This window comes from Pseudarthrobacter sp. MDT3-1 (assembly GCF_054510755.1).
Map to the genome: position 1 here is coordinate 70,615 of NZ_JBTNDX010000006.1, position 23,702 is coordinate 94,316.

Annotated in this window: 22 protein-coding genes and 1 pseudogene; 7 read left to right on the forward strand and 16 right to left on the reverse strand. The window is 66.4% G+C overall.

From position 1 onward, the window contains the following. Positions 1-47 precede the first annotated feature (47 nt). Positions 48-1,025, reverse strand: coding sequence for a dienelactone hydrolase family protein (locus tag ACX80X_RS06395; protein ID WP_459311518.1), 978 nt, complete (start codon positions 1,023-1,025; stop codon positions 48-50). Between the two features lie 72 nt (positions 1,026-1,097). Further along, positions 1,098-2,972, reverse strand: a complete 1,875-nt coding sequence (gene ribA / locus ACX80X_RS06400) for a GTP cyclohydrolase II RibA (RefSeq protein ID WP_459309354.1) — start codon at positions 2,970-2,972, stop codon at positions 1,098-1,100. A 128-nt stretch (positions 2,973-3,100) separates the two neighbouring features. Here ribA and ACX80X_RS06405 point away from each other — a divergent pair, with 128 nt between their 5' ends. Then, positions 3,101-3,598 (forward strand): MarR family winged helix-turn-helix transcriptional regulator, encoded by a 498-nt coding sequence (locus ACX80X_RS06405; protein WP_252599479.1) that lies wholly within the window; start codon positions 3,101-3,103, stop codon positions 3,596-3,598. A gap of 71 nt (positions 3,599-3,669) precedes the next feature. Here ACX80X_RS06405 and ACX80X_RS06410 read toward each other — a convergent pair whose 3' ends face one another. The 10 genes from ACX80X_RS06410 to ACX80X_RS06455 form a co-directional block, all read right to left on the reverse strand. After that, on the reverse strand, positions 3,670-3,945 hold the full coding sequence (locus ACX80X_RS06410) for an ANTAR domain-containing protein (protein ID WP_459311520.1): 276 nt from the start codon (positions 3,943-3,945) through the stop codon (positions 3,670-3,672). A gap of 455 nt (positions 3,946-4,400) precedes the next feature. Further along, positions 4,401-5,528, reverse strand: a complete 1,128-nt coding sequence (locus ACX80X_RS06415) for an XdhC family protein (RefSeq protein ID WP_459311522.1) — start codon at positions 5,526-5,528, stop codon at positions 4,401-4,403. Between the two features lie 8 nt (positions 5,529-5,536). Continuing rightward, complete coding sequence (locus ACX80X_RS06420) at positions 5,537-6,313, reverse strand: SRPBCC family protein (protein ID WP_459311524.1); 777 nt, start codon at positions 6,311-6,313, stop codon at positions 5,537-5,539. Then, a complete protein-coding gene (locus tag ACX80X_RS06425) occupies positions 6,313-7,566 on the reverse strand; it encodes a vWA domain-containing protein (protein ID WP_459311526.1) in 1,254 nt (417 codons plus the stop codon). Before ACX80X_RS06425 ends, ACX80X_RS06420 begins: the two co-directional genes overlap by 1 nt. Then, on the reverse strand, positions 7,559-8,482 hold the full coding sequence (locus ACX80X_RS06430; RefSeq protein ID WP_459311528.1) for an AAA family ATPase: 924 nt from the start codon (positions 8,480-8,482) through the stop codon (positions 7,559-7,561). Before ACX80X_RS06430 ends, ACX80X_RS06425 begins: the two co-directional genes overlap by 8 nt. Continuing rightward, positions 8,479-9,120, reverse strand: a complete 642-nt coding sequence (locus ACX80X_RS06435; RefSeq protein WP_459311530.1) for a nucleotidyltransferase family protein — start codon at positions 9,118-9,120, stop codon at positions 8,479-8,481. Before ACX80X_RS06435 ends, ACX80X_RS06430 begins: the two co-directional genes overlap by 4 nt. Next, complete coding sequence (locus tag ACX80X_RS06440; protein WP_459311532.1) at positions 9,104-10,063, reverse strand: XdhC family protein; 960 nt, start codon at positions 10,061-10,063, stop codon at positions 9,104-9,106. Before ACX80X_RS06440 ends, ACX80X_RS06435 begins: the two co-directional genes overlap by 17 nt. A 1-nt stretch (position 10,064) precedes the next feature. Continuing rightward, positions 10,065-12,458, reverse strand: coding sequence for an aerobic carbon-monoxide dehydrogenase large subunit (locus ACX80X_RS06445; RefSeq protein ID WP_058932302.1), 2,394 nt, complete (start codon positions 12,456-12,458; stop codon positions 10,065-10,067). Beyond that, positions 12,455-12,991: a (2Fe-2S)-binding protein gene (locus tag ACX80X_RS06450; RefSeq protein ID WP_459311535.1), complete on the reverse strand. Its 537-nt coding sequence runs from the start codon at positions 12,989-12,991 to the stop codon at positions 12,455-12,457. The genes ACX80X_RS06445 and ACX80X_RS06450 overlap by 4 nt, the downstream gene beginning before the upstream one ends. 5 nt (positions 12,992-12,996) lie before the next feature. Further along, positions 12,997-13,875, reverse strand: coding sequence for an FAD binding domain-containing protein (locus tag ACX80X_RS06455; protein WP_058932300.1), 879 nt, complete (start codon positions 13,873-13,875; stop codon positions 12,997-12,999). 122 nt (positions 13,876-13,997) lie between these two features. On the opposite strand from ACX80X_RS06455, the gene ACX80X_RS06460 reads away from it, so the two are divergent. From ACX80X_RS06460 to ACX80X_RS06475, 4 genes and pseudogenes are all read left to right on the forward strand, one after another. After that, positions 13,998-14,975, forward strand: coding sequence for a LysR family transcriptional regulator (locus ACX80X_RS06460; RefSeq protein WP_459311597.1), 978 nt, complete (start codon positions 13,998-14,000; stop codon positions 14,973-14,975). Between the two features lie 28 nt (positions 14,976-15,003). Next, positions 15,004-15,432, forward strand: a pseudogene (locus ACX80X_RS06465) (IS701 family transposase); the annotation flags it as partial. A gap of 513 nt (positions 15,433-15,945) precedes the next feature. Next, positions 15,946-17,052 carry an IS110 family RNA-guided transposase gene (locus ACX80X_RS06470; protein ID WP_252603995.1) on the forward strand — a complete coding sequence of 369 codons (1,107 nt, stop codon included), beginning with the start codon at positions 15,946-15,948 and terminating at the stop codon, positions 17,050-17,052. A gap of 383 nt (positions 17,053-17,435) precedes the next feature. Then, the gene (locus ACX80X_RS06475) at positions 17,436-18,287 is read left to right on the forward strand and encodes an SDR family NAD(P)-dependent oxidoreductase (protein ID WP_459311537.1); all 852 of its coding nucleotides are present in this window, start codon (positions 17,436-17,438) and stop codon (positions 18,285-18,287) included. A 218-nt stretch (positions 18,288-18,505) separates the two neighbouring features. Here ACX80X_RS06475 and ACX80X_RS06480 read toward each other — a convergent pair whose 3' ends face one another. Further along, entirely contained in the window at positions 18,506-19,324 is an 819-nt protein-coding gene (locus tag ACX80X_RS06480) for a CPBP family intramembrane glutamic endopeptidase (protein WP_252599483.1), read from the reverse strand. A gap of 211 nt (positions 19,325-19,535) precedes the next feature. On the opposite strand from ACX80X_RS06480, the gene ACX80X_RS06485 reads away from it, so the two are divergent. Then, on the forward strand, positions 19,536-20,006 hold the full coding sequence (locus ACX80X_RS06485) for a DUF4383 domain-containing protein (RefSeq protein WP_252599484.1): 471 nt from the start codon (positions 19,536-19,538) through the stop codon (positions 20,004-20,006). Positions 20,007-20,240: 234 nt separating this feature from the next. Next, on the forward strand, positions 20,241-21,683 hold the full coding sequence (locus ACX80X_RS06490; RefSeq protein ID WP_252599485.1) for an FAD-dependent oxidoreductase: 1,443 nt from the start codon (positions 20,241-20,243) through the stop codon (positions 21,681-21,683). 7 nt (positions 21,684-21,690) lie between these two features. Here ACX80X_RS06490 and ACX80X_RS06495 read toward each other — a convergent pair whose 3' ends face one another. The 3 genes from ACX80X_RS06495 to ACX80X_RS06505 form a co-directional block, all read right to left on the reverse strand. Beyond that, the gene (locus tag ACX80X_RS06495; protein ID WP_252599486.1) at positions 21,691-22,089 is read right to left on the reverse strand and encodes a hypothetical protein; all 399 of its coding nucleotides are present in this window, start codon (positions 22,087-22,089) and stop codon (positions 21,691-21,693) included. Positions 22,090-22,091: 2 nt separating this feature from the next. Continuing rightward, positions 22,092-22,475 (reverse strand): cupredoxin domain-containing protein, encoded by a 384-nt coding sequence (locus ACX80X_RS06500; protein ID WP_252599487.1) that lies wholly within the window; start codon positions 22,473-22,475, stop codon positions 22,092-22,094. 739 nt (positions 22,476-23,214) lie between these two features. After that, positions 23,215-23,502 carry a hypothetical protein gene (locus tag ACX80X_RS06505; protein WP_252599491.1) on the reverse strand — a complete coding sequence of 96 codons (288 nt, stop codon included), beginning with the start codon at positions 23,500-23,502 and terminating at the stop codon, positions 23,215-23,217. Positions 23,503-23,702: the final 200 nt, after the last annotated feature.

A 23,702-nucleotide genomic window follows, 5' to 3' on the forward strand; every position in this document is an offset into this window, starting at 1 on the left:
AAAACGTCAGATAGCGCTACTCAGATCAGCCGTGCTGGCGTCACGCCTCAGACGTGCTGTCCGAACCAGGCGAGGGTGTCGTTCCAGGCGGCCGTGGCCTGGGTTTCGTTGGAGCGCTCGCCGGTGTCGTTGTGGAAGGCATGGTCGACGCCGGGGTAAACGGTGAGCTGGTGCGTCACCGTGGTGGCGCCCAGGGCATCGCGGAGGCTCGGCATCGCGCCGGTGATCCGCGCGTCGCGTTCGGCATAAACCCCGAACACCGCGGCCTTGATGGCCGGCACCTTGTTCAGGTCCGGCGCCGGACCATAGAACGCCGCGGTGGCCTTCAGCCCGGCCAGCTCGGTTGCCGCCTGCCAGGTAATGCCGCCGCCGAAACAGTACCCGTTCATGGCGATGCGTCCGGAGTCCACGAAGTCCTGGCCCTGAAGGTAGTCAAAGGCCGCCGCGAAGTCAGCAACATGGCGTGGGGCGCCGGCGCTGGTCAGTGCACCCGACACGGCGTCGGAGTCAAGGCTGGCGGTGCCGCCTTCCCTGCTGAGCAGGTCAAGGGCCAGCGCCGCGTACCCGGCTTTGGCAAAGCGGCGGGCAACGTCCTGGATGTGAGGGGTCAGGCCGCGGTTCTCGTGGCAGACCAGCACCGCAGGGCCGGCTGCTCCGGATTCGGGCCGGGCGAGGTACCCACTGATCTCGGTTCTTTCGGCCGGGAACCGCACGGTCGCCGTCGTCAGCCCCGCGGCGCCCTCCGGGACGGAGAGCGGACTTTTGGCCCCCGGAACAGCACCGGCAGAAGCGGTGCCGGTGCCCGCCGTCGACGATGACGGCGTGGGTGTGGGCATGGGGTCCGTGCTGCGTGGGACTTCCTCGGGTGTGCATCCGACGAGCAGCATCGCGCCCGATGCCGCCGCCATGCTTCCCATGATGAATGCGACCCGGCGGGTGAAGGTGCGGTGCGTCATTGCGCCGGCGCGGTAGTCGTCGAAGAATTCCTCGATCAGGTACCGTTCAAACTTTCCAAGCTGGACCATGGTTGGCCTCCTCGAGTGAGGGTCATATCCTTCTCCGAAGCCGGCGGTCCTGCAAGGGTCCCATGCGCCCGGTCAGAACTGCTCCGCCGGGATGGAAAACCCGAGGTCCAGGAGTCCGCGGCCTGCCTGTTCCAGGATCGGATCCATGGTCAGGGAGGCGTGGTTGAGCAGTACATTGACATCGCGTTGGATCCGCTGGAGTGGGTGCGTCAGCCGGTGAACACTCCCTCCGGAGCCCGTCAGGATGAGGCGGACAGCCTCGGCGGATGCCGCGCCACTGAGACCGAGGGAAAGCCGGTACTGTGCCCGCTCCTCATCCGTGAAAGCGACCGGCCGCCGGCCGTAGGAAGCGGCCACCACCCGGACAGCTTCCTGCCAGTGCAGCCGCGCAGTCGCCACCTGCCCGAAGGCCTGCGAGAACCGGGCCTGCGCGAGCGGCGAATCCGCCTGCCGCGCCTGCGTTGTCTGCTTGACCTTGCGCACCATCATCAGGTCCCGGAACACCTCGATGGCGTGCTCAGCGGCCCCCAAAGCAGCTGCCGGGGCAACCATGTTCAGGAACGTGGCCATGGGGATGTGGATGTTCGGATCCGGATGGATGCGGCTGCCGGGGTTGTCCGCGGCGGCCAGGAGGTTCCACTCCAGAGCGCGGTGCGCTGGGACAAAGAGATTCTCCGTCCGGAGATCGTTGCTTCCTGTCCCCCGCAGGCCGGCCGTGTGCCAGACGTCCAGGAGGTCAAGATCGGACACCGGGACCAGGCACTGTAGGCGGATCTCGCCGTGCTGCACAGCCAGGAGCGCCCACTCAGAATGCATGACACCGGAGGCGAAGCTCCAGCGGCCCGAGATAATGAACCCGCCGGGAACCTTCTCTGCTTTACCTGGAGGGGCGCCGGTGGCGGCAGCCAAGGGCGCCGGCCCGTTGGCGAAGACTTCATCCTGGGCTTCCTGCGGCCAGCGGGCCAGCATCCAGACATGTTCCACCAGGTGCCCGACGCTCCACGCCGTGGAGACACATCCCTGGGCGAGGTGGCGGACCACCTCCACGTAGGTTTCCAGCCCCATGCCGAAGCCGCCCACGGCCTTAGGCGCGAGCATCTGAAAAACGCCCGCCGCCTTCAGTTCAGCCATGGTGGCTTCCGGAATACGGCGGATCTCCTCGGTTTCAGATGCGCGTTCCCGCAGTCGGGGAACGAGGGCATCCACCCGGGCTAGCAGCTCGTCGTGCGTCGGAACTGCCACAGCCGCCGCGGTCGGCATCACGGCCGGGAGCACCTCTTCGGGAAGCTCAATGGTGTGCGCTGTATGGCTGCGCTTCGCGGCCAGGTAGCGGTGGTTCGCCTCCGAGAGGTGCACGCCGGTGGGGACCTGCTCCGAGACGTCAACGCCGAGGGCCGTCAGCTGCCCTACTTTGTCCGGGTTGTTGGTGAGGAGGCGGATCCGGCCGGCGCCAAGCGCTCCGAGCATCTGGGCGGCGGCGCTGTAGTCCCGCTCGTCCTCGCCGCGACCCAGGGCAACGTTGGCTTCGTAGGTATCCAGGCCGGTGTCCTGCAGGGCATAGGCGTCGAGCTTGGAGTACAGGCCGATGCCACGCCCTTCCTGCCGGAGGTACAGCAGGAAGCCCCCGACGGCGGCAATCTCCTCGACTGCCTCGCGCAGCTGGGGTCCGCAGTCGCAGCGCTCGCTGCCGAACACGTCGCCGGTGAGGCACTCGCTGTGCAGTCGGACCAGCGGGGCCGTACCTTCCGGGCCCTGGTCCAGGAGCGTCTGCTCCCATTCGCCGAGCGCGAGCAGCAGGTGCTCCTTACCGTCGGCCAGCCCATGGAACGTCATGATCTCGGCTGTGGCCGCGAAGCCATCAGGGAAGCGCAGCGGGACGGTGACCTGGCTGCGGACGGCGGCCGGTTGTTCGAATGGCCGCGCGACGGTCTCGGACATGACGGTCATCTGGGCTCCTCAGGAAGTCTGAAAGTACTTGAATGTTGAAGTAAACAGTACTGGTCATAAGTTCACGACGCAAGTGATTTGCCGGACATAAAACTTCACTCATGAAGTAAATGCCTTAGGCTTGCCCTATGGAAAATTCCGTCGAACCCCGCTGGCTGAGCAGGGATGAACGTGAGGTGTGGCTGACCCTCGTGGGCATCATGATGAAGCTCCCCGCCGCCCTGGACTCCCAGCTGCAGCAGGACGCCGGGATAAGCCACTTTGAGTACATGGTCCTTGCCGGCCTGTCTGAAGCTCCGGAACGAACCCGCCGGATGAGTGACCTGGCGGGCTTCACCGAGTCCGGACTCCCCCGCCTGTCCCAGGTTGTCAGCCGGCTTGAAAAGCGGGGCTGGGTTCACCGCTCCACGGATCCTTCCGACGGACGCATCACCCTGGCCACACTCACCGACGAGGGCTGGGCGAAGATTACCCAAACCGCTCCGGGGCACGTGGAAGCAGTCCGAGCGCTCGTGTTCGATCCCCTCACGAAGGCGCAGTCGCGCCAGCTGGCGAGCATCGGCAAGCGCATCATGGGCGCCATCGACCCAGAGGACCGCTGCCTGCGTGAAAGCGCCCCGCTCTGAGAAACTTGATCCGGAGCGCAAAGAGCCCCCGGCCTCTGCCGATTAACAGGAACTGCCGCCATTCAGGTAGGTCAGTGGTCGAAATGGATCCGTACGGGGTAGGGCTCGTCGGCCGCGGCAACAATCTCGGCCGCCAAATCGCGGATACTGACGTTGCGGGTCCGTGATGCACGGAAGAGCCACTCAAGCGCATCATCGTAGCTGCACCGTTCCTGGCCGATGATGACACCCAGCGCGAGATCTGTCGGCGTCCGCGAAGCCATGGCCGCCCCAAGGTTCTCCTCCGTTTCCTGCAGTGACACGATCCGGAGGACGAGGCGCAGTCCCTTCGACGCCTCCGCAGCCAAGGAATGGCTGCCATGGCGTCCCGGCCGAATCCGTGCGGCCTGGAGCTGTAGAAGATCATTCCTGCGCTGGTCTGGCCCTTCAAATGCAGCCGCAACGCCAGGAACGACCGCACCTTCTCGCGCCGGGCGGCTTCGACGAAACTGGGCCATCGCTCCTCGGACCTCAGGTCCGTGACCGTGACGATTCCTACTTCCAGCGAGACAATCACCTCCGGCCATTCACGGTCCCTGGTCTGCTCGTCCTCGAGGCTTCGGCTGCGTTCATCCGAGCCTCCCATAACGGGGGCACCTGACGGCCGGGCGCCAGCGGGGGACCTTGGCCGGCATCATCACCGCATGGAGGCCATAGTCGATCCGCGCGGCCAGCGAGGATTTCCTGCTGGCGCAGAAGGCCGAGTACAACGTCGCCGCCAGCAGTACAGCGGTCATTGCCCAGCGAACGGCGTCGTTGGCAATCAACGTCGCTCGTCGTGGTGAATCCGCTCGTCGAGTTGCCTCAACGGCTCCCCGCTCCCGCTCCACTGCTTGGCGATGAACTCCGCGGCGATGGACACCGCCGTCTCCTCGGGGGTACGTGCGCCCAGGTCCAGCCCCACCGGGCTGTGGAGTCTGGACAGCTCAGCCTCGCCCAGCCCCGCCTGGCGCAGGCGGGCAATCCTGTCCTCATGGGTCCGCCGGGAACCCATGGCTCCGATGAAGGCCACGGGGCCGCCGCGCAGGGCCACTTCCAGCAACGGGATATCGAATTTAGGGTCATGCGTGAGGACACAGATGACAGTCCGTTCGTCCACCAGGCCCTTGGAGAGCTGTTCGGCCAGATAACGGTGCGGCCACGCATTGACGACTTCCGCCGCCTCGGGGAACCTGGCGGGAGTGGCGAAGATAGCCCGGGCGTCGCAGACCGTGACGCGGTAGCCGAGGAAGGTCCCCAGCCGGGCCAGCGCCGAGGCGAAGTCGATTGCTCCGAAGACGAGCATCCGCGGCGGCGGGGCGTAGCTTGCGAAGAAGACCCGCATCCCGGTGTCGAGCCGCTCGCCGTCCAGGCCGTAGTTCAGGATGCCGGTCCGGCCGGCGGCGAGGAGGCCCTGAGTATCATCGCCGACGGCGTGGTTGGACCGCTCGGAGCCGAGGTCACCTTCGAATCCTTCCGGCCTTACGACGAGGTGCCGGCCAAGCCGGCTGCTGTCCGGGTGCTCGATCACCGTTGCGACCCCCACCCGGCGCTCGGCGGTGATGTCCTGTCCGACGTCGTCGAGCTCGGCAAAGCTCTGCCGCGACACCGGTTCCACGAAGATGTCGATGATCCCGCCGCAGGTCAGGCCGACGGCGTACGCATCGTCGTCGCTAATCCCGTAGCGCACCAGGACCGGCTTGCCCTCCTCCTTGACCTGTGTGGCGAGCTCATAGACGGCGCCTTCGACGCAGCCACCTGAGACCGACCCGACAGCATCGCCTCCGGCAGTGACCAGCATGGACGCCCCCGGGAGCCTAGGGGCGGACTTGAAAGTGCTCACGACAGTGGCCAGGCCGGAGGTGCTGCCCTTCCGCCAGTCCGGCATCATTGCGGCCAGAACATCACGCATGGCGGTCCTCAGAGCCTGCCGCAGCGCCGGAGCATGCGGAATGCCGACCTGCGGCCGGCCCAGTAGGCGAGGCACGCAACCACAGCCACGAGGCCGAGGACCTTGCCGGGGCTGGAGAGCTGATCCGCGGCGATGCCCTTCGTGAGGCTCAATGCGTCCAGGCTGCCGGCCGGGTGCGCTGAGGGCCGGCTGGCTGCCGGGGGGACGCGCGTCGGAGCGGGGCCCGGGAGCTCCGACGACGGCGGGGCCGAACCCGCCGCCGAACCCGCCGCGATGACGGGCTCGGGCGCTGAGACCGGCGGCGGAGCCGTCTCGGAAACAGCGGCCTGCTCCGGAGCCGGCTCTGCCAGCATGGCCTGCAGGTTTCCGGCGAAGAGGGACATCATCTGCTCCGTGACGCTGCCGATAACGCCCTTTCCCATGGCGGCGGCCTTCCCGGAGAGTGCCAGGTCTGCGGAGACCGTCCCGCGCGTGGTGCCGCCATTTTCCGCCAGGACCAGAGTGACCGATGCCTCGGCGGTGCCCTGCCCGCGCGTCTCCTGCGCCTTTCCGCCGAGCACGGCGCGGTGTTCGGCCGGATTGCGCTCGACGACGTTCAGCAGGCCCTTGTACTGCATGCTCACGGGGCCCAGTTTCACCGTCATGCCCACCTGGTACGCGTCGTCTGAGAGCTTGTTCAGGATCTTGGCCCCGGGGAGGCAGCCTGCCACCCGTTCAAAGTCCATGAGCGTGTCCCATACCTTGTCGATCGGGGCGACTACCGAGAATGTGCTGTCAATTTGCATTAGCTCGTCCTTTGCCTCTCAAGTGATGACCGGCCGTCGGCGCGGATTGCGGCTGCCACTTCTGCCAAAGCCGTGTAGCTGTGGCCGCTGACGAAGGCGTCGCAGTACGGCAGGGCGGCTGCCATCCCGCCCGCCAGCGGCTGGTATTGTGGCGCAGCCTTGCGCGGATTCACCCAGACGATCCTGTACGCCAGCCTCCGCAGCCGGGCCATCTGCACCGCCACCTGCTCCGGGTCCTCCTGGGCCCAGCCGTCGGAGAGCACCACAACCACCGCGCCCCGGGCCAGTCCGCGGCGGCCGTGCTCGTCCACGAACCGTCGAATGCTCTCGGCGATCCGGGTCCCGCTTGCCCAGTCGGGGGCGGTGGCAGCGGCGCGGGCCAGCGCCTGGTCAGGATCGCGCTGCGACAGCTGCCTGGTCAGCCGGGTCAGCCGCGTGGAGAACACGAAGGCCTCGGCCCCCGCACTCGCCACCGCGCCCTGCAGTAGCGACAGGAAGATGCGGGCGTACGGTTCCATCGAACCGGAGACGTCGCACAGGAACACCAGCTTGCGCCGTTGCTCACGCCGCCGGGCATAGAGCAGCCGGGTGGCGTCGGAACCGGACCGCCGGGCCGCTCGCACCGTGGCCCGGACGTCCAGCCGGGCGCTGCTGTGTGCGGACTTGCGGGTGCGGCGGCTCAGCCGCGCCGGTGTCGCCAGCAGCATCCGGGCGGCCAGCCGCCTGACCTCGAGGACTTCCTCAGGGGAGAGCTCCGTGAAGGACATTTCGTGCAGGTGCTCCTCGGCCGAGGCCATGGCGAGGACGGCCTCCCGTCCAGGGCCGGCGCGGTCCCCGGAGCCGTCCCGGCCCGCTGACGCCACCGCCGGAAGCGGCTGCCGGCTGGGCGGATTCTCCGCTGCCCGTGCGTCGGCTGGAGAGGGCGTGATACGTGAATCGGGGCCGAGCGACGGCGATGCGGCCGGCGCAGCCGGGCCGCCCAGCTGCGCGGCGGGGTCAAATCCGTCGCGGAACACGGCGTTGAACACGGCGTCGAAAACCGGCAGCTGCTCGCGGGTGGACACCAGGACCACCCGGCACGTCCAGTACAGCTGTTCGAGGGCGGTCGGCGGGACCATCTGGAGTGCCTCGGCCAGCCGTGCTGCCTGGTACGGGGAGCTCGAAAGCCCGACCCTCCGCAGTGCTGTGACGAAGGCGGCGGACAGGGAGGCTGCCTCAACCGTCGGCGACACGGAGCCGGTGCCCTCAGCCATCGGTGCCGCCCACAAGCCAGGCTGCCCCTCGCGCGCCGACCAGCTCCAGGTCGTCGCGGTTCTTGACGATCGAGCCCCAGGTCTGCTCCGCCGTCCCGGCGTCGATGCGTTCCACGCCCAGCACGGCGAGGGCGGAAACCCAGTCGATTGCCTCCGAAATCCCCGGGGGCTTGGCGAGGTCCAAGGTACGGAGTCTGGTGACCACGGCACCAGCCTGCAGCGCCAGCGGCCCGCTGCTGGCCGGCACCCGGCGGCGCACGATCTCGGCGATGCGGCCCGGCCCCGGGTAGTCGATCCAGTGATAGAGGCACCGGCGGGTCAGCGCGTCGTGCAGGTCCCTGGTCCGGTTGGACGTCAGGACGACGATCGGGGGATGGGTAGCCCGGATCGTGCCCAGCTCCGGGATGGTGACCGCGGCCTCGGCCAGCAGCTCGAAGGTGAACGCCTCGAACTCGGCGTCGGCACGGTCAATCTCGTCGAGGAGGAGCACTGCGGGTCGGGGCCCGGGGTGCTCAATCGCCTGCAGCAGCGGCCTGCGCAGCAGGTATTGCGGCCCGAAGAGGTCGGTTTCGGTCACGGCGGCATCGCGGACCTCAGCCAGCCGGATCCCGAGGAGCTGGCGCTGGTGGTTCCATTCGTAGAGCGCTTCTCCGGCGTCGATCCCTTCGTAGCACTGCAGCCGGTACAGCGGTGTATCGAGGAGCTGGGCCAGCGCCTTCGCGGCCTCCGTCTTGCCCACCCCGGCTTCGCCCTCCAGGAGGATGGGCTGCGGGAGGCGCACGGCCAGGAACAGCGCCGTGGCGAGTCCGACGTCGGCCAGGTAGTCGTTACGGTCCAGCGCTGCCATCAGGGACGCGACGTCGGGGACCCGCAGCTGCACATCCTCCTCCGCTCCGGACCGCGCCGCCGTGGTCATGCCGCCCCCTGCAACCTGTCCAGGAGCCGCCGGTAGTCTTCCTCGGTGTCGACGTCCAGGGGGATGGAGCCCGTGGTGGCGACCTCGACGACGTCGGCCTCCCTCTGCTCCAGCAGCTTCCAGACCCCCTTGTCGCCGTGCAGGGCCGCTAGCTCCGGAAGGAGCCGCCGGGCGAACGCGAGGGGATGGCCGATGCCGTCCTCATAGCGGCACACGGCGATGCCGCCGCCCCCGGCGCCGCCCACAACGTTCGACGGGCCGCTGAGCAGGGCGCCGAGCAAGGCTCGCACGTTCTCGGACCGGGCCCCGGGCTGGTCCCCGAGCAGAAGGACCACAGCATCCGTCTCCGGCTGCAGCACCGCAAGAGCCGCGGCAATGGAGGAGGAGCACCCGTCGCCATAGTCCGGGTTGAGCACGACGTCGCAGTCCCTGGTGTCGACGGTCTGCCGCACCTCCTCGGCGGAGCCTCCCAGCGCCAGGACCGTCTGGGCGAAGCCGCAGTTCCGGGCAGTCGCCAGGACGGCGTCGAGCAGGACGCCCTCGCCGTAGGGAAGTAGCTGTTTCGGCCGGCCGAGGCGCCGGGATCCTCCTGCAGCCAGAATGATGCCTGCAGTCCTGGGCTCAGGGAACGAGGGCATAACGCTCAGGATCCTTGCGGAAGGCGGCACGGCAGCCGGGCGAGCAGAAGTACACGGTGACACCGTTGTGCTGGACATGCAGTGACGACTCAACAGCCGGAACGTTCATACCGCAGACGGGGTCGATCGCGCTCGCCGGCGCGGCCGGTGCGGCAGTTCCCGGAGATGGAGCCGCATGAGATTCTGCCGCCGGTACGGCCGCCGCCGGTGTGGCGTGCCTCGCCTTGGATCGCTCCCCAATGAGCTGGGCAAGGATCGAGAGCGCGATCTCCCCGGGGGTGCGGGCCCCGAGCTGCAGCCCCGCGGGTGTGAAGACCCGCCCGCGCAATACGTCGTCGACGTCGAGGGAGTCCAGCACGGCGGCCCCGCGGATCTCGCTGGCCACGAGGGCGACGTAGGGCACACCGGCGCGCAGGGCCGCTTCGAGGGCGCCTTCCTCCGCCTTGCCATGCGAGGCGACGATCAGCGCGGCATCGTCCGTCCGGGGGTCCGCAGAGTCGCCGTCGGTGAGCTCGACTGCCAGGCCGACGCCGGATCCCAGCGTCGCGAGGGCCTGGGCCACCGGCGTCGTGCCCACCACCAGGACGCGGGGGGCCGGAATGCGCGGCTGAAGGAAGATCTCGATTGCCCCTCCGCTCAGGCACGGGTTGGAAACCTCGACGGCGCCCTCCTCAGCGGTTCGGGAGGGTTCGCCGGGAACCACGCGCAGGAGGAGCGGTTCCTGCGTAGCCAGCGCCTGGAGGCCGTACTCCCGCACCGAAGCCTCGACGCAGTTCCCGCCCACAAAGCCCTGGATCTCGCCGGTGGAGAGCACCAGTGCGGTATCGCCAGCGTGCGCGATGGTCGGCCGCTGGGCGCGGACAACGGTGGCGTGGACGAACGGCTCACGGCGGCCGGCGAGTTCGTTCGCGCGGGCCGCAAGGGATTCTGCGGTGGAGGTCATGTCAGATCGGAGGCCTTGCCCGGCCCTGCATGGCGGCCCAGACGCGGGCCGGGGTGCATGGCATGTCCATGTGCGTGACGCCGAAGGGTGCCAGTGCGTCGACGACGGCGTTCACGATCGCGGGCGGTGAGCCGACGGTGGCTGACTCTCCGATGCCTTTCGCGCCGATCGGGTGGTGCGGGGACGGGGTGACGGTGAAACCGGTCTCCCAGTCCGGCACTTCCATGGCCGTGGGGATCAGGTAGTCCATGAAGGATCCGCCGAGGCAGTTCCCGGCCTCGTCGAACTCGATGATTTCCATCAGGGCCATGCCGACGCCATCGGTCAGTCCGCCGTGCACCTGGCCCTCGATGATCATCGGGTTGATCCTCGTCCCGCAGTCGTCCACCGCGATGAAGCGCCGCACCTTGACGTGTCCGGTGCCCGGATCGACGTCGACCACACAGATGTAGGCGCCGAAGGGGAAGGTCAGGTTCGGCGGGTCGTAGGTCACCTCGGCGTCCAGGTTGCCGTCGATTCCTTCGGGCAGGGCCACCGTGCCGTGGGCGCCCATGGCGATCTCGGCGATGGTCTTCCCGACGCTGGGGTCACCCTTGACGAACCAGCGTCCCTTTTCCCATTCCAGGTCTTCGGGACGGGTTTCCAGCATGGCCGCGGCGATGAGCTTCGCCTTCTCGCGGACCTTGCGGGCAACGAGGGCCACGGCGCCGCCGCTGACCGGCGTCGACCTACTGCCGTAGGTGCCCAGGCCGAAGGGGGTCTGGTCGGTATCGCCGTGGACAACATCGACGTTCTCCGGCGCGATGCCGAGTTCCTCCGCGACGATCTGGGCGAACGTCGTTTCATGGCCCTGCCCCTGGGTCTGCACCGAGATCCTGACGACGGCCTTGCCGGTCGGATGGACGCGCAGCTCGGCGCCGTCGGCCATTCCCAGGCCCACAATGTCGAAGTGCTTGCGCGGGCCTGCGCCCACGGTCTCGGTGAAGAACGAGACGCCGATGCCCATGAGCTCTCCGCGGGCCCGCTTTTCCTTCTGCTCACGCCTGAGCTCGTCATAGCCGGCCAGCTGCATGGACAGCCGCATGGCGGGTTCATAGTTGCCCGAGTCGTAGATCCAGCCGGTCTTGTTGGCGTAGGGGAACTGCTCCGGTTTAATGAAGTTCTTCAGCCGCAGTTCCGCCGGGTCCATCTCGAGTTTCCGGGCCAGGATGTCTACCAGCCGTTCGACCAGGTAGACGGCCTCCGTGACGCGGAACGAGCAGGCGTAGGCGACCCCGCCCGGGGCCTTGTTCGTGTAGACGCCAGTGACGGTGCAGTACGCGGCCTTCAGGTCATAGCTGCCGGTGAAGATGGAGAAGAAGCCAGCCGGGTTCTTGGTCGGCTGCGCGGTGGCGTTGAACGCCCCGTGGTCGGCCAGCACGTTGGTCCGCACGGCGAGGATCTTGCCCTCCTTGGTGGCTGCGATCTCGCCCTGCATGATGTAGTCGCGCGCGAACGACGTCGACATCAGGTTCTCGGAGCGGTCCTCCACCCACTTCACCGGGTGGCCGGTGACGATCGAGCCGACGACGGCGAGAATGTAGCCGGGGTAGATGCCCACTTTGTTGCCGAACCCCCCGCCGATATCGGGAGAGACGATGCGGATTTTGTGCTCCGGGATGCCGGCGACAATCGCGTACAGGGTCCGGTGCGCATGGGGTGCCTGCGTCGTCTCGTACAGCGTCAGCCTCCCCTCGACCGGTTCGTAGTCGGCGACGGCGCCGCAGGTCTCCATAGGCGCGGGATGCACCCGCGGATAGACGATCTCCTGGCTGACGACCACGTCGGCGGAGGCGAACACCGCCTCGGTTTCGGCTTTGTCGCCTATTTCCCAGTCGAAGATCCGGTTGTCCGTCCGGCCCTCGATTTCATCACGGATCACGGGCGCGTCCGGGTCGAGGGCTTTGCGCGCGTCGACCAGCGGGGGCAGCACGTCGTATTCGACGTCGATTAACTCCAGGGCATCGCGTGCGGCGTAGCGGTCCTCGGCAACAACGAAGGCGACCTCCTGCCCCTGGAACCTCACTTTGTCGGTCACCAGCACTGCCTGGACATCTGCGGAGAGGGTGGGCGCCCACGCGAGCTTCAGGCCTAGCAGGTCCTTGCCGGTGATGACGGTCACCACTTTGGGATGCGCCAGGGCGTTGGTGGTGTCAATGGACACCAGGCGGGCGTGCGCTACCGGGGCCCGCAGAATGGCGCCGTGCAGCATCCCGGGCAGGACGATGTCGTCGAGGTAGTGGCCCTTGCCCCGGACGAAGCGCGGGTCTTCCTTCCGCTGGATGCGGCCGAAGCCGATCGGGCGGTCCTCGTCGCCGGCCCCCGGATTGCTCGGCCGCTCGTGGATGACGGTCATGCCTTCACCTCTGTGTCCTGTGTTTCTGCGCCGACAGTGGCTGTGTCTGCTGTGTCTGTGCTGTCGGTGACGCCAGCCGGGTGGGCGGCTGCCCACTGCACCGAGCGGACGATTGTTGCGTAGCCCGTGCACCGGCAGATTTGTCCGGAGATGGCCTGCCGGATCTCGGTATCGTTCGGATGCGGGTCTTTATCCAGCAGGGCGCGGGCCGTCAGCATCATTCCGGGGGTGCAGAATCCGCACTGCAGTCCGTGTTCCTCCATGAACCCTTGCTGGACGGGATCGAGTGTCCCTCCCGTGGCCAGTCCCTCGACGGTGCGGATGTCGTGCCCGGCGGCCATGGCCGCGAGGACGGTGCAGGATTTCACCGGCTGCCCGTCCATCAAGACCACGCATGTCCCGCAGTTGCTCGTGTCGCAGCCCCAGTGGGTGCCGGTCAGGCCCAAGACCTCGCGGATGTAGTGGACCAGGAGAACACGGGGTTCAATCTCGCTCGTGACTTCGTTTCCGTTCACGGTCATGCTGATCTGCATCTGCTTCAGCCTTCCTGTGTCTGGGCGGCGCGGGAGCAGGCAAGCCGCAAAACCCGCCGGGTGAGCTCGTCGGCCAAATGTCGTTTGTAGTCGATCGGCCCGCGTTGGTCCTGCACCGGATCGCAGGCAGCGGCGGCCAGCCGTCCGGCCTCAACGAACAGCTCCTCCTGGGGGAGCTGCCCCCGCAGCAGGGCCGCGGCTTCGGCAACGGTGTGGTCGAGGCCGAGCGCAGTGAGTCCGACGGAGGCGTCGTCGATGGTGCCGTCCTCGGCGAGCGAGACGGCCGCTCCGGCCGCGCCGACAGCCCAGTCGCCCACGCGGCGTTCAACCTTTTCATAGGCGCTGCCCGAGCGGGTACGGATGGGGAATCGGACTTCGCAGAGCAGCTCGTCCGGACCCACCGCGGTCTCGTAAGGGCCACGGTGGAAGTCGACCATGGAGAGGATGCGCTCGCCGCCGGGTCCGCGGATGACCGCTTCCGCACCCAGGACTTTGCAGACCGTGGACAGGTCCTCGGCCGGGTCGGCCTGGCAGAGCGAACCGCCGATGGTTCCGCGGTTGCGCACAATCGGGTCGGCGATCACAGATTCGGCGTCCCGGACAATGGGGAAATGTCCGGCGACCTCGGCGGACTCCAGGAGCGTCGTGTGGCGGGTCATGGCACCGATACGTAGCCGGTCACCGTCGCGGAGGATGAAATCGAGCTCGTAGAGGTCGTTGATGTCGATCAGCCACTCCGGCCGGGCCAGCCGCAGCTTCATCATTGGCAGGAGGCTGTGCCCCCCGGCAATTACCCGGGAATCGGGCCCATGGCGTGCGAGAAGTTCCAGGGCGTTGTCCACCGTCGTGGCCCGGACATAGTCAAATGGAGCCGGAATCTGCATAGTCCCTACCTCACTCCGAAGTGGCCGGGCGGCGTTGGGCAGCACCGGATTGAGGCAAGTGTTGCCCCGGCGGAAACGGGGTGTCAATATCGTCATAAGCGAAAGGTTATGAAGCCGTGTCGATGACGTTGAGCCAATTGCGGACCTTTGCGCTCGTGGCAAAGCTTGGCTCGCTTCATGCCGCCGCGGCTGCCCTCGGCGTCAGCGAGCCCGCCGTGTCCACGGCCATCGCTGCGCTTCGGCAGGACCTTGGCGACCCGCTCTTTGTGCGTGCCCATGGCGGCATCGCTCTGACGGCCGGCGGCCGGGCGCTTGCAGACTATGCCCAGGAAATCATCGGCCTGGCAGACCGGGCCCGGTGGGAGGTTTCCCACGCCTCGACGGACACGGGGCGGCTGAGGATCGTAGCGACAGCTCCTTTCGCGGAACATGCTGCGGGGAGGCTGCTGGACCTGTTCACAAAACGGGTTCCCGGGGTTTCGGTTGATGTGGTCGTGGAGTCTACGGCCGATATTGCCTCTCTGCTGTTGGAGCGCGCCTACGACATCGCCCTTGGAGCCCGGCCAGCGGAGACCGTCGCCACTGCAGCCGGCCGGGAGCTGGAGATGATCCCCTTCCTCCGCTACCAGCGGGTCTTCGTAGTGGCGGCAACGAATCCCCTCGCGGGGCTGCACGGCCCGGTGGCGCTCGCGCAGTTGCTGCACCGTCCGTGGTTCGCCGGGCCCTCAGGGATCCAGGAGCACTCGGATGAAGGCCGGTGGCTTGCCTCGACGGGCGTGGCGCCGGAGATCATCCGGCTCAGCAGTGAAACCGACGCCCTCGCCGCCGTCAGGGCGGGCGAAGGCACCATGCTCGCAATCGGGCACATTGTCCGGGCGGAATTACAGAGCGGGGCCTTGGTCCGTGTGCCCGTCGTGGGAACTCCGGTGTCCGGTCTCTGGTGGGTGACTACCCTGGACCGCCGCCGGACAACCACCACGGCACGGACGCTACAGCGCTTCGTCACCACAGCGGATGCCACCGCCGCGATGATCGCCCCGGGCGGCTCACGTGGACTTGAGCGTCGTGGATCGAAGATCCACGTGGCCCTCTGGAGCTGATGCTGCCCCGCGCTGCTGCTCAACGCAGGGCGAACGGCTCTACGCCTGGGCAAGGATCCGCATCAACGGCCCCGCCGAGACCGGTGAGCACTGGCTGCTGGCCCGCCGCTCCCTGAAAGACCCCACGGACCTTGCCTACTTCATCTGCCACACGCCGGAAAACGTCACCCTGATCGAACTGGCCCGGGTTGCCGGAGCCCGCTGGGCCATCGAGGAAACTTTCCAAACCTCCAAGGGCGAAACCGGGCTTGACCACTACCAGGTACGGCAGTACACCGGCTGGTACAGGCACATCACCCTGTCCATGTTCGCCCACGCCTTCCTCAGTGTCATCCGCTCAAAAAAGGGGGCCCAGATCCAAGCGCCGAGCACCGCGCCCTGCCGGCGCCGGCCGACCCCCAGCTCGCGTGGTTCGTCCGCGAGGCCTGGCCCTCCCCCATCACCGGAGCCGCCCTGACGGAGGGGGTGCTGGAGGCGGTCGAGACACTCCGGATCACCGTGGCATCCGACCAGCTGGTGGTGTTCGGCGACGGCATGGAATCAGACCGCCTGACGGCATCCTGGGGCCAGGAAATCACGGTGCGGTTGGGCGAAAGGCCGCTGCGGCTGGTGGTGTAAGCAAGTTGTCTGGTCTATCCGGCTCGCGTGTGTTGTGATTTTGACTAGACGATATGAGGTGAGGGTGGTTGGGTTTCCTGTCCGTCCGGGGGCGGCCATTGTCGCCGGGCGGTCCTGCGGCGCCGGCTTGATGCTGGCGGGTTTCCGTCGTGTTGGTGGGCGGCGCCGCGGGGCCTATTGCCCGGCGGAAATGTCCTTGTATCCGGACGGCAGGGGCCCGACTGCCGCTGGTGAGGGCCGGGGCCTTCTGTTTCACAGCGTGCGTGGGTTGCCAGTGAACAACCTCTTGGCTTGAGGCCTTCGTGAGAGTTGCATTGGTAGTGCCACATGTGAGTTTTGGGAGGTCCCGGCTATGTACAATCGTACGTTTATTGGGCTCGATGTTCACGCGGTTTCCGTTGTCGGCTGCGCCCTGAATCCTGACACCGGAGAACTGGTCCGGATGCAGATGGACTCGGACCCGGCGGTCGTTTTGGATTGGGTCCGCCGCTTCGAGCCGCCGGTGAAGGCCGTGTACGAGTCGGGCCCGACCGGGTATGTCCTGGCCCGTTTCCTGCGGGAGGCCGGCGTTGACTGTGTGGTGGCTGCGTCCTCGAAGCTGCTGCGGGCACCGGGAGACAAGATTAAAACGGACAAGCGAGACGCCCGGCTTTTGGCGGAAATGCTCGCTCTGGGCCAGGTTACGGAAGTGCGGGTCCCGACGCGGGAGCAGGAGGACCTGCGGGATTTGTCCCGGCTGCGGGCCACGGCGGCGAAGAACCTCGCCCATGCCCGCCAGCACGTGAACGCGATCCTGCTCCGCCACGGCATCAGGTATCCCAAGGAGTCGACGTGGACCCTGCAGCACCAGGCGTGGCTGCACCGGCAGCGTTTCGACTCCCCGGTGCTGCAGTTCACTTACGAGGACACCGTGGAACAGGCCGAACTGCTCGCGGCGCATCTCAAGCGCATTGACCAGCGCGTCGCGGCGGTCGCCAGGGACTGTGAGTACACGCCGGTGATCGACGCGTTGATGTGCCTGCGCGGCATTCAGGTCACGACCGGGTTCGGGCTCGCCGTGGAGATCGGCGACTGGAAACGCTTCACCGGCGCCACCATCGGCTCCTACGTGGGGCTGGTCCCCAGCGAGCAGTCCTCGGGCCAATCCCGGCACCAGGGACCCATCACCAAGGCCGGCAGCAAATACGCCCGCAAGCTCCTCATCGAGGCGGCGTGGCAGCACCGGCGCCCCTACTCCAGACCCGGGCTCCGGATGCTGCGCCAGCTGGACCTGGTCGGCCCGGACACCCGGATCCGCGCGCTGGAAGGCAACCACCGGCTCCACCACAAATGGGAAGTCTTCGATGCCCGCACGAAAAGATCCGTCACGGCCAACACCGCGATCGCCAGGGAACTCGCCGGATGGTGCTGGTCACTGGCCTCACCCCTGCAGCAAGGGGAACGCATGAACGCGGCGTAGAGAACGTGCCCTCCGGGATGCGTGGCGGGCGTGACGTGGCAGCACTTTGGGGCCAACTCGAGACTCGACTATGAGCACACGGTCCACGGGCCGTTGACGCTCGATGCTAGACAGCGATAAGCCCCAGCCGAACAATCGTCATGCGGTAACCCAACCCGCGCATATCAGTCTGACACTGCAGTCGAATACAAGACTCGCCAGCACGACCGCCACACCCGGACGGCACCCAAACCAGCGGCCCCCACCAAAGAAGTTGGGAGCCGCTCATCACTGCCCCTTGACAAACGTTTCCACATATCAGTCGAGGAATAGCGCCGGAATTCCCCGGCTCCGCGGCGGCCTCATGGTTACGACAGGATGGCAACGCGTCAGGAGGCGAGGCGATGGCATCCATGGACGGGACCGTGGCACTGGTGACAGGCGCGGCTGGCGGCTTGGGAAACGCCGTCGCAACCGGCCTTGCACGCGAGGGTGCCTTTGTGGTCGTGATGGGGCGCTCAACAGCCCGGGCGAGCGAAGCGATGGCGGGCATCCGCCGGCACGTTCCGGGCGCCAAACTTGAGCCACTGGTCTGTGACCTCTCTGACCAGTCCTCGATTCATGCGGCGGCGGCCGACTTCCTGTCCCGCCACGACCGGCTCGACGTGCTGGTCAACGCAGCGGGCGTGTTCCGAAAGGAACGCGACGTGACCGTCGTTGGGCTCGAACTGACCTTCGCCACTAATGTGCTGGCCTACTTCCTGCTGACCAACCTGCTGCTGGACGCGCTCACGCACCACGCTGCCGCACCTCCCAGCAATTCCCGTATCGTCAACATCGCGTCCCGGTATGGCAATGCCAGGCTGAACTTCGACGACCTCCAGACTGCAAGCGGCAAGTACAGCTACCTTCGTTCGACGCCGCCCACAATGCTGGCCCGGGTTCTGCTCACGCAGGAGTTCGCTGAGCGTCTGCGCGGCTCAGGCGTGGTCGCCAATGCCGCCCATCCGGGACTGGTCAAGAACACGACGCTGCTGCAGGACGTCGGGGCCCATTCCGCTGGATCACGAACACGTGCGGAACACCGGCAGAAAAGGCGGCGGATACACCGCTCTGGCTCGCCACATCACGCGAAACAGCGGGAGTCTCAGGAAAGCTATGGGCCAAGCACAAAGAGCTCCCGACGCCCGGAATGGGATCGGACCCCGAAGCCCGGAAGCGCCTGTGGGACGCGTGCGCGCACCTGGCCGGAATGAGGGCCATGTGAAAGATGCAGACCTGCGGGCCAGGCTGCCTGGACGACCCCAAGCGAGTGGCTCCGGGGAAGCTAAGGACTGTGCTGCGCCAGCCAGTACGTCCATTGGGATAGGCCAAGCTACGACCGCTCCTGGTACAACCGCTCCGGCGGGACCGCCGTCGGATAACTGGTGAAAGTGCCGCTTTCACAAGTGGCCCTGATCCACGCAAGCAGGCCTCAATACAAGAAGATCGGCAGCCAGTCGCGGTTGTGCGCGTGCACGAGTGCGAGGAACAGCACAAAGTCGAAGACTAAGTGCACCGTCACAACATAAGTGAACGACTTGGTCAGCTTGAAGGTGTATCCCTGCAGCAGCGCGAACGGGAACGTAAGGAGCGGTCCCCAGGCCATGTAGCCGATCTCCCACAGAAAGGACGAGAAGACCACGGCCTGCAGGATGTTGGCGAGCCAGTCCGGGAAGTGCCGCCGCAGCAGCGTGAACGTGGTGCAGATGAAGAACAGTTCGTCCCAAATTCCAACCGCGTTGACGCCGAGAAAGAGGCGCCAGAAGATGGTGGGGTCGGAGGCGTCCGGCCAGTTCTGATACACCCCGGTGCGGATCAGGTAGACCGGAAGGATGAGGTAGCCGAGGGCCACAACAACGATCAGGTACAGCTTTGCGCTCAACGGCCATTTGCGGCCCGTGTTCACCGGAAACTTGATGATCCTCTCGCGGTAGGCGAAACGGGACACCAGCCACGGCACCAGCACGGCCAACGCAAGGGCTCCACCCATCAAAGCAATGTGCGGGATGCTCAAATCAGCGTTCAGCGGAACCAGGCTGATGATCACCATTCCCGCCGCAATCAGCGCGAGGTGCCGTAGGAATTCGCGGTCGATGACTGCGGCCGTGACGAGGCTCAACGCAAGCACGCCGTAGCCCATGAGGTCATTCTCGACGCCGAATAGCAGCACTCCGGACACCGAGAGCAGGACCGCTGGCACCAGTTTCCATGTGAGCGCGGTACGGGGTGGTTCGGTCAAGATCGAAGTCACGCTACCAGCATGTCAGCGACGGCGCCGTCTGGGAAAGATGGCTGCGGCGGTCCACGCCTGGGTGAGGCCCCCAAAGCACTGTTAACGCGAACCCTGCCCACACGCGGTTTTCCGGAGTACGATGTGGGCGTCGGCAGGATTTTTGCGACTCCTTGCCGCAAGGCCGGCTCTCCATCTGAAGAGCCGGCAACCAGCGTGAAAGGGAGACAAAATGACTACCGCGTCGCACCCTGCCCAACACCACATGATGGGGTTGACACTTCACAACACCGCCATCGGTATCGGTGCAGTTTTCCTGCTGGTTGGAGTCCTCGGGTTCATCCCGGGAATCACCACCAATTACGGCGCCATGACCTTCGCGGGACATGAGTCCGGGGCCATGCTTCTTGGCGTCTTCCAAGTATCAGTGCTGCACAACATCGTGCATTTGCTGTTCGGTGTGGCTGGGATCGTTATGGCCCGGACAAGCCCGATGGCCCGCTGGTTCCTGCTCGGCGGCGGCATCGTGTACCTGGTCCTGTGGATCTACGGCCTGGTCATCGACATGAACGCGGCTGCCAACTTCGTCCCTTTCAACACTGCTGACAACTGGCTGCACCTGGTTCTGGGCCTCGGCATGATCGGCCTGGGCCTCTGGCTGGGCAGGGATGCAATGGAGAAGACGAAAGGAAGCACCTCATAGCGCCACGGTTCGTGGGAAACCGACGACGGCGGCCGTCCCCTGGAGTAGAAAGTCCTCGGGACGGTCGCCGTCAGTCCCTCGGCGTCGGCTGCTGCTGACGCAGCCTTAACACAGCCGAGCAGTACCGGGTGATCCTGAGGTGACGCAGTGAATGACGCATCGAACAGTGGACGGCCGGAAGGTGAACCCCGCTCACTCTGGGTCGCTACCGCCGGAGCCACCGATTATCCGGTCTTGAGCGGGGATCTGGAGGTGGACGTCGCGGTTATCGGGGCCGGCATCGCCGGGCTGACCGCCGCGTTGGCACTCAAACGCACCGGCCGGACCGTCGCGGTCATCGAGACCGCCCGCATCGGAACCGGCGTCACCGGCCACACCACCGGCAAGGTCACCTCCCTTCACCGCCTTGCCTACACGGAACTTGCCCGCCGACACAGCAACGACACCGCGCGTATCTACGGGGAGGCCAACCAGGCCGCAGTCGAACACGTCGCGCAACTCGTGGCCGAGGAAGCCATCGACTGTGACTTCCGCCGCGTAGCCAACTACACCTACGCCGAATCCGACGACGCGCTCAGCCTCGTGCGCGCCGAAGCCAACCTTGCCGCCCGCCTCGGCCTGCCCGCCGCCTTCACCACCGACGTGCCACTTCCCTTCCCGGTCAAGGGCGCGGTCCGATTCGACGGACAGGCGCAAATCCATGCCGTGAAATACCTCCGGGGTCTCGCCCGCGCGGTCAACGGTGAGGGCAGCTTCGTCTATGAGCAGACCCGGGCGCAGCAGGTCCACGATGGTTCCCCGGCCGTCGTCGATACCGAACACGGCACCGTCCGGGCCCGCGGCATCATCGTCGCCACGAATGTGCCGTGGGGCGGCCAGGGCCTGTTCTACCTGCGGTCTCATCCGCACCGCTCCTACCTCGTCGCAGGACGCGTGGACACGCCACCGCTGGACGCCACGTTCATCAGCGCCGACGAACCGATGCGATCCATTCTGACCACCAGCGTCAACGGCACAAGCTACGTGCTTACCGGCGGTGAGGGCCACCGCGTATCCGAGCCCGGCGACACAGCCGCGCGGTACCGCAGACTCGCAGCCTTCGCCCACGACCGCCTCGGCGTGGAAAAGATCGCCTACCGCTGGTCAACACAGGACGGCATCCCGCTCGACGGGCTGCCCTACGCCGGACTCATGTCCCCCGCCGCCAAGCACGTGTACGTGATCACCGGTCTGCGGAAATGGGGCCTGTCCAACGGAACCGCAGCCGCCCTCATTCTTGCCGACACCCTCAGCGGCCGGGAAAACCCTTGGGCCTCGGTGTTCAACAGCAACCGGTTCACCCCGGCAGCCAGCGCGAAACGGTTCGCGGAGGAGAACTTCAAGACCGTGGCAGCTGTCCTGGCCAGCAAACTCCGCCGCCGGCCCAGCCACTCGGACCTCTCGCCGGGAGAGGGGACAGTCATCAAAGTCAACGGCGAGAGCACCGCCGTCTACAAAGACGCAGACGGGCAAGTCCACGCCGTCTCCGCCACCTGTACCCATCTGGGCTGCACCGTCGGCTTCAACACCGCCGAGACCACTTGGGACTGCCCCTGCCACGGCTCCCGATTCTCCACCGACGGAACCGTCATCCAGGGACCCGCTGCCAAGAACCTGCCACCCGCGCAGATGCCCTGATCGCCCACTAGTTGCCCTCGGCCCGTCGCTTCGGGGCGGTACGGACCAGACCTACTGCGGCCAGGAGTGCTCCCACTCCTTCGGCCACGGCGCTGAGCGACTTCTCAAGAAACCACACCGGCTCATACATCGCGGGGAAGGGTCCGAAGGCCGGAAAATCCACATACCGGTATAACACCACGGCGACGAATGCGCTCAGGGCCACCACCAGTGCCAGGGCAAAGGAGGCTCGGCTGCCGCGGAACAGAACCCACAGCGCCGTCAGCACCGCCGCCGCCGATTCGAGATAGAACAAGTTGCCTTGTCCGATTCCGCCAGGCGCGGCCGCCTGGTAGCCGGGGGCCAGATAAATATGGACCCCGGCATCGATGAACAAAGCCAGTGCTGTCAGTACCCTCAGTGCCATGTTCATTTGACTATCAGCGTCCCGCGCATATTGGGGTGATAGGTGCAGAAGTACGGGTAGGACCCGGGTGCCGAGGGCGCCGTGAACGTGGCCGTCCCGCCGCTTCCGCGGACATCCACGTCAAATGCCTGGCCCTGGTCCGCGGTGACGGTATGGCCCGCTGAGTCCATGTTGGTGACCATGACAATTGCGCCCGGCGCAACGGTCAGCGGCGCGCCATACTCGAAGTCCTTGATGGTGATAACTGGCGCTCCGGGGGTGACCGCTCCCGTCGTCGCTGTCCCCGGCTCGGAGGACGCTGCGGGACTTCCGCCGCCGGAGCCGCACCCGCCCACGAGGAGCGCCGCCATCAGCAGCACTGCGGCCTTGGTCTGAATCGCTCTCACGGTGACCGTCCTCGACTCCGGAAACCAGGGCCGGCCAGGCCCTGCCTGTCCCTACCATTGTGCGCGCATCAGACGGAAATGGCGCCTGCGTCTGCGGCAGGTACGTCGCTGCGACGTCGGTACCGGCTCCGACGACGGCCTGCCAGTTTGTACGGAGCGGCCGGCGTCGAACGTAACAGCACAGAAGTAACCCGGGCCGGCAACTCGCTGTGGAGTTTCCCAAGCCGGCAGGCCCCGCTTGTCGGACGGACGCCAACGAAATGTGAAAGAGCCACTTTCACAATTGCCGCCGAGGCACAACCCGCTGACCTGGCTTGGCGGCGCCGGCATAGTCGCCGTGCTGCTCTGATCGGGATGGCTCTTGTTCTCGATGGAACGGCCACGGCCTAATCCTCAGCGAGCGTTCGAGGGTCCAGGCGGGAGCGCTACCCGCGACGAAGTTTAAGACTCACCCGGGCACGGGCGACGACCTTCAAGACCTTTGTTTAGGTTACTGCCGGTCCACGCTGCAAAGGGGTGTTCGGCTTCGGAGATGTCTTTCTTGGCGACTTCTTGAAGTGCGGTTGACGTCAGCGCCCTCAACGAAACGGTGTGCCAGGATGCCCTGCACCAAGCGGGTGCAGGGCATTCTGTTAGGCATACACTGCACGCCTTACCAGCCGCCGTTACCCCGGGATCTGGATCCGCGCCGCTTCCTGCATCAGCGGGTCGGAGATCATCACGGTCGCCGCCCCGGGTGCTATGTCGAACGCGATAAACCCACGGGACTTCTCACCCGGCAGGACTTCACGGAGCCCAGCTGGTTATCGGCAAACATGCTGAGGTCAGCTTTGCGGCCGCTTTCATCCTTGGCTGAGGAGTAGAAGGGATTCGAGCTGGTTTTCCCCGCCTCGGTCTCCCACAGCACGTCCAGAAGCAGGTAGGTTCCGTTCTTCGGCGGCGACGCAAACGCAGTCGCGGTCACCGTGTCCGTCCGCACAGCGGAGACGATCGTGATTCTGGCAACGTCGCCGTTGCGCATTTTCATGGTGAAAGGTGTCCCCACTGTCGGTCTTGCCAGAGCGGCAGGTGCTGGAGCTGTCGCCGGTGCGCCGCGGACGCGGCGGCATAAGTGATGAGGCTGGAATCCGCCACGGCTTGCTGCCGCAGAAGCATGCGCCCATGACCATGCCGAGCAGGCCTTGCAACGCTATGAATAGGGGAAGTGCCAAATTGGGCAAGTGCCGC

Coding starts and splice junctions, on each gene's coding strand:
- ACX80X_RS06470 (WP_252603995.1), top strand. CDS start 15,946: ATGTACAATCGTACGTTTATTGGGCTCGATGTTCACGCGGTTTCCGTT.
- ACX80X_RS06455 (WP_058932300.1), bottom strand. CDS start 13,875: ATGCAGATTCCGGCTCCATTTGACTATGTCCGGGCCACGACGGTGGAC.
- ACX80X_RS06430 (WP_459311528.1), bottom strand. CDS start 8,482: ATGACCACGGCGGCGCGGTCCGGAGCGGAGGAGGATGTGCAGCTGCGG.
- ACX80X_RS06485 (WP_252599484.1), top strand. CDS start 19,536: ATGACTACCGCGTCGCACCCTGCCCAACACCACATGATGGGGTTGACA.
- ACX80X_RS06440 (WP_459311532.1), bottom strand. CDS start 10,063: ATGACCTCCACCGCAGAATCCCTTGCGGCCCGCGCGAACGAACTCGCC.
- ACX80X_RS06505 (WP_252599491.1), bottom strand. CDS start 23,502: ATGAAAATGCGCAACGGCGACGTTGCCAGAATCACGATCGTCTCCGCT.
- ACX80X_RS06450 (WP_459311535.1), bottom strand. CDS start 12,991: ATGCAGATCAGCATGACCGTGAACGGAAACGAAGTCACGAGCGAGATT.
- ACX80X_RS06445 (WP_058932302.1), bottom strand. CDS start 12,458: ATGACCGTCATCCACGAGCGGCCGAGCAATCCGGGGGCCGGCGACGAG.
- ACX80X_RS06405 (WP_252599479.1), top strand. CDS start 3,101: ATGGAAAATTCCGTCGAACCCCGCTGGCTGAGCAGGGATGAACGTGAG.
- ACX80X_RS06495 (WP_252599486.1), bottom strand. CDS start 22,089: ATGGCACTGAGGGTACTGACAGCACTGGCTTTGTTCATCGATGCCGGG.
- ACX80X_RS06395 (WP_459311518.1), bottom strand. CDS start 1,025: ATGGTCCAGCTTGGAAAGTTTGAACGGTACCTGATCGAGGAATTCTTC.
- ribA (WP_459309354.1), bottom strand. CDS start 2,972: ATGACCGTCATGTCCGAGACCGTCGCGCGGCCATTCGAACAACCGGCC.
- ACX80X_RS06435 (WP_459311530.1), bottom strand. CDS start 9,120: ATGCCCTCGTTCCCTGAGCCCAGGACTGCAGGCATCATTCTGGCTGCA.
- ACX80X_RS06415 (WP_459311522.1), bottom strand. CDS start 5,528: ATGCGTGATGTTCTGGCCGCAATGATGCCGGACTGGCGGAAGGGCAGC.
- ACX80X_RS06420 (WP_459311524.1), bottom strand. CDS start 6,313: ATGCAAATTGACAGCACATTCTCGGTAGTCGCCCCGATCGACAAGGTA.
- ACX80X_RS06475 (WP_459311537.1), top strand. CDS start 17,436: ATGGCATCCATGGACGGGACCGTGGCACTGGTGACAGGCGCGGCTGGC.
- ACX80X_RS06460 (WP_459311597.1), top strand. CDS start 13,998: ATGACGTTGAGCCAATTGCGGACCTTTGCGCTCGTGGCAAAGCTTGGC.
- ACX80X_RS06425 (WP_459311526.1), bottom strand. CDS start 7,566: ATGGCTGAGGGCACCGGCTCCGTGTCGCCGACGGTTGAGGCAGCCTCC.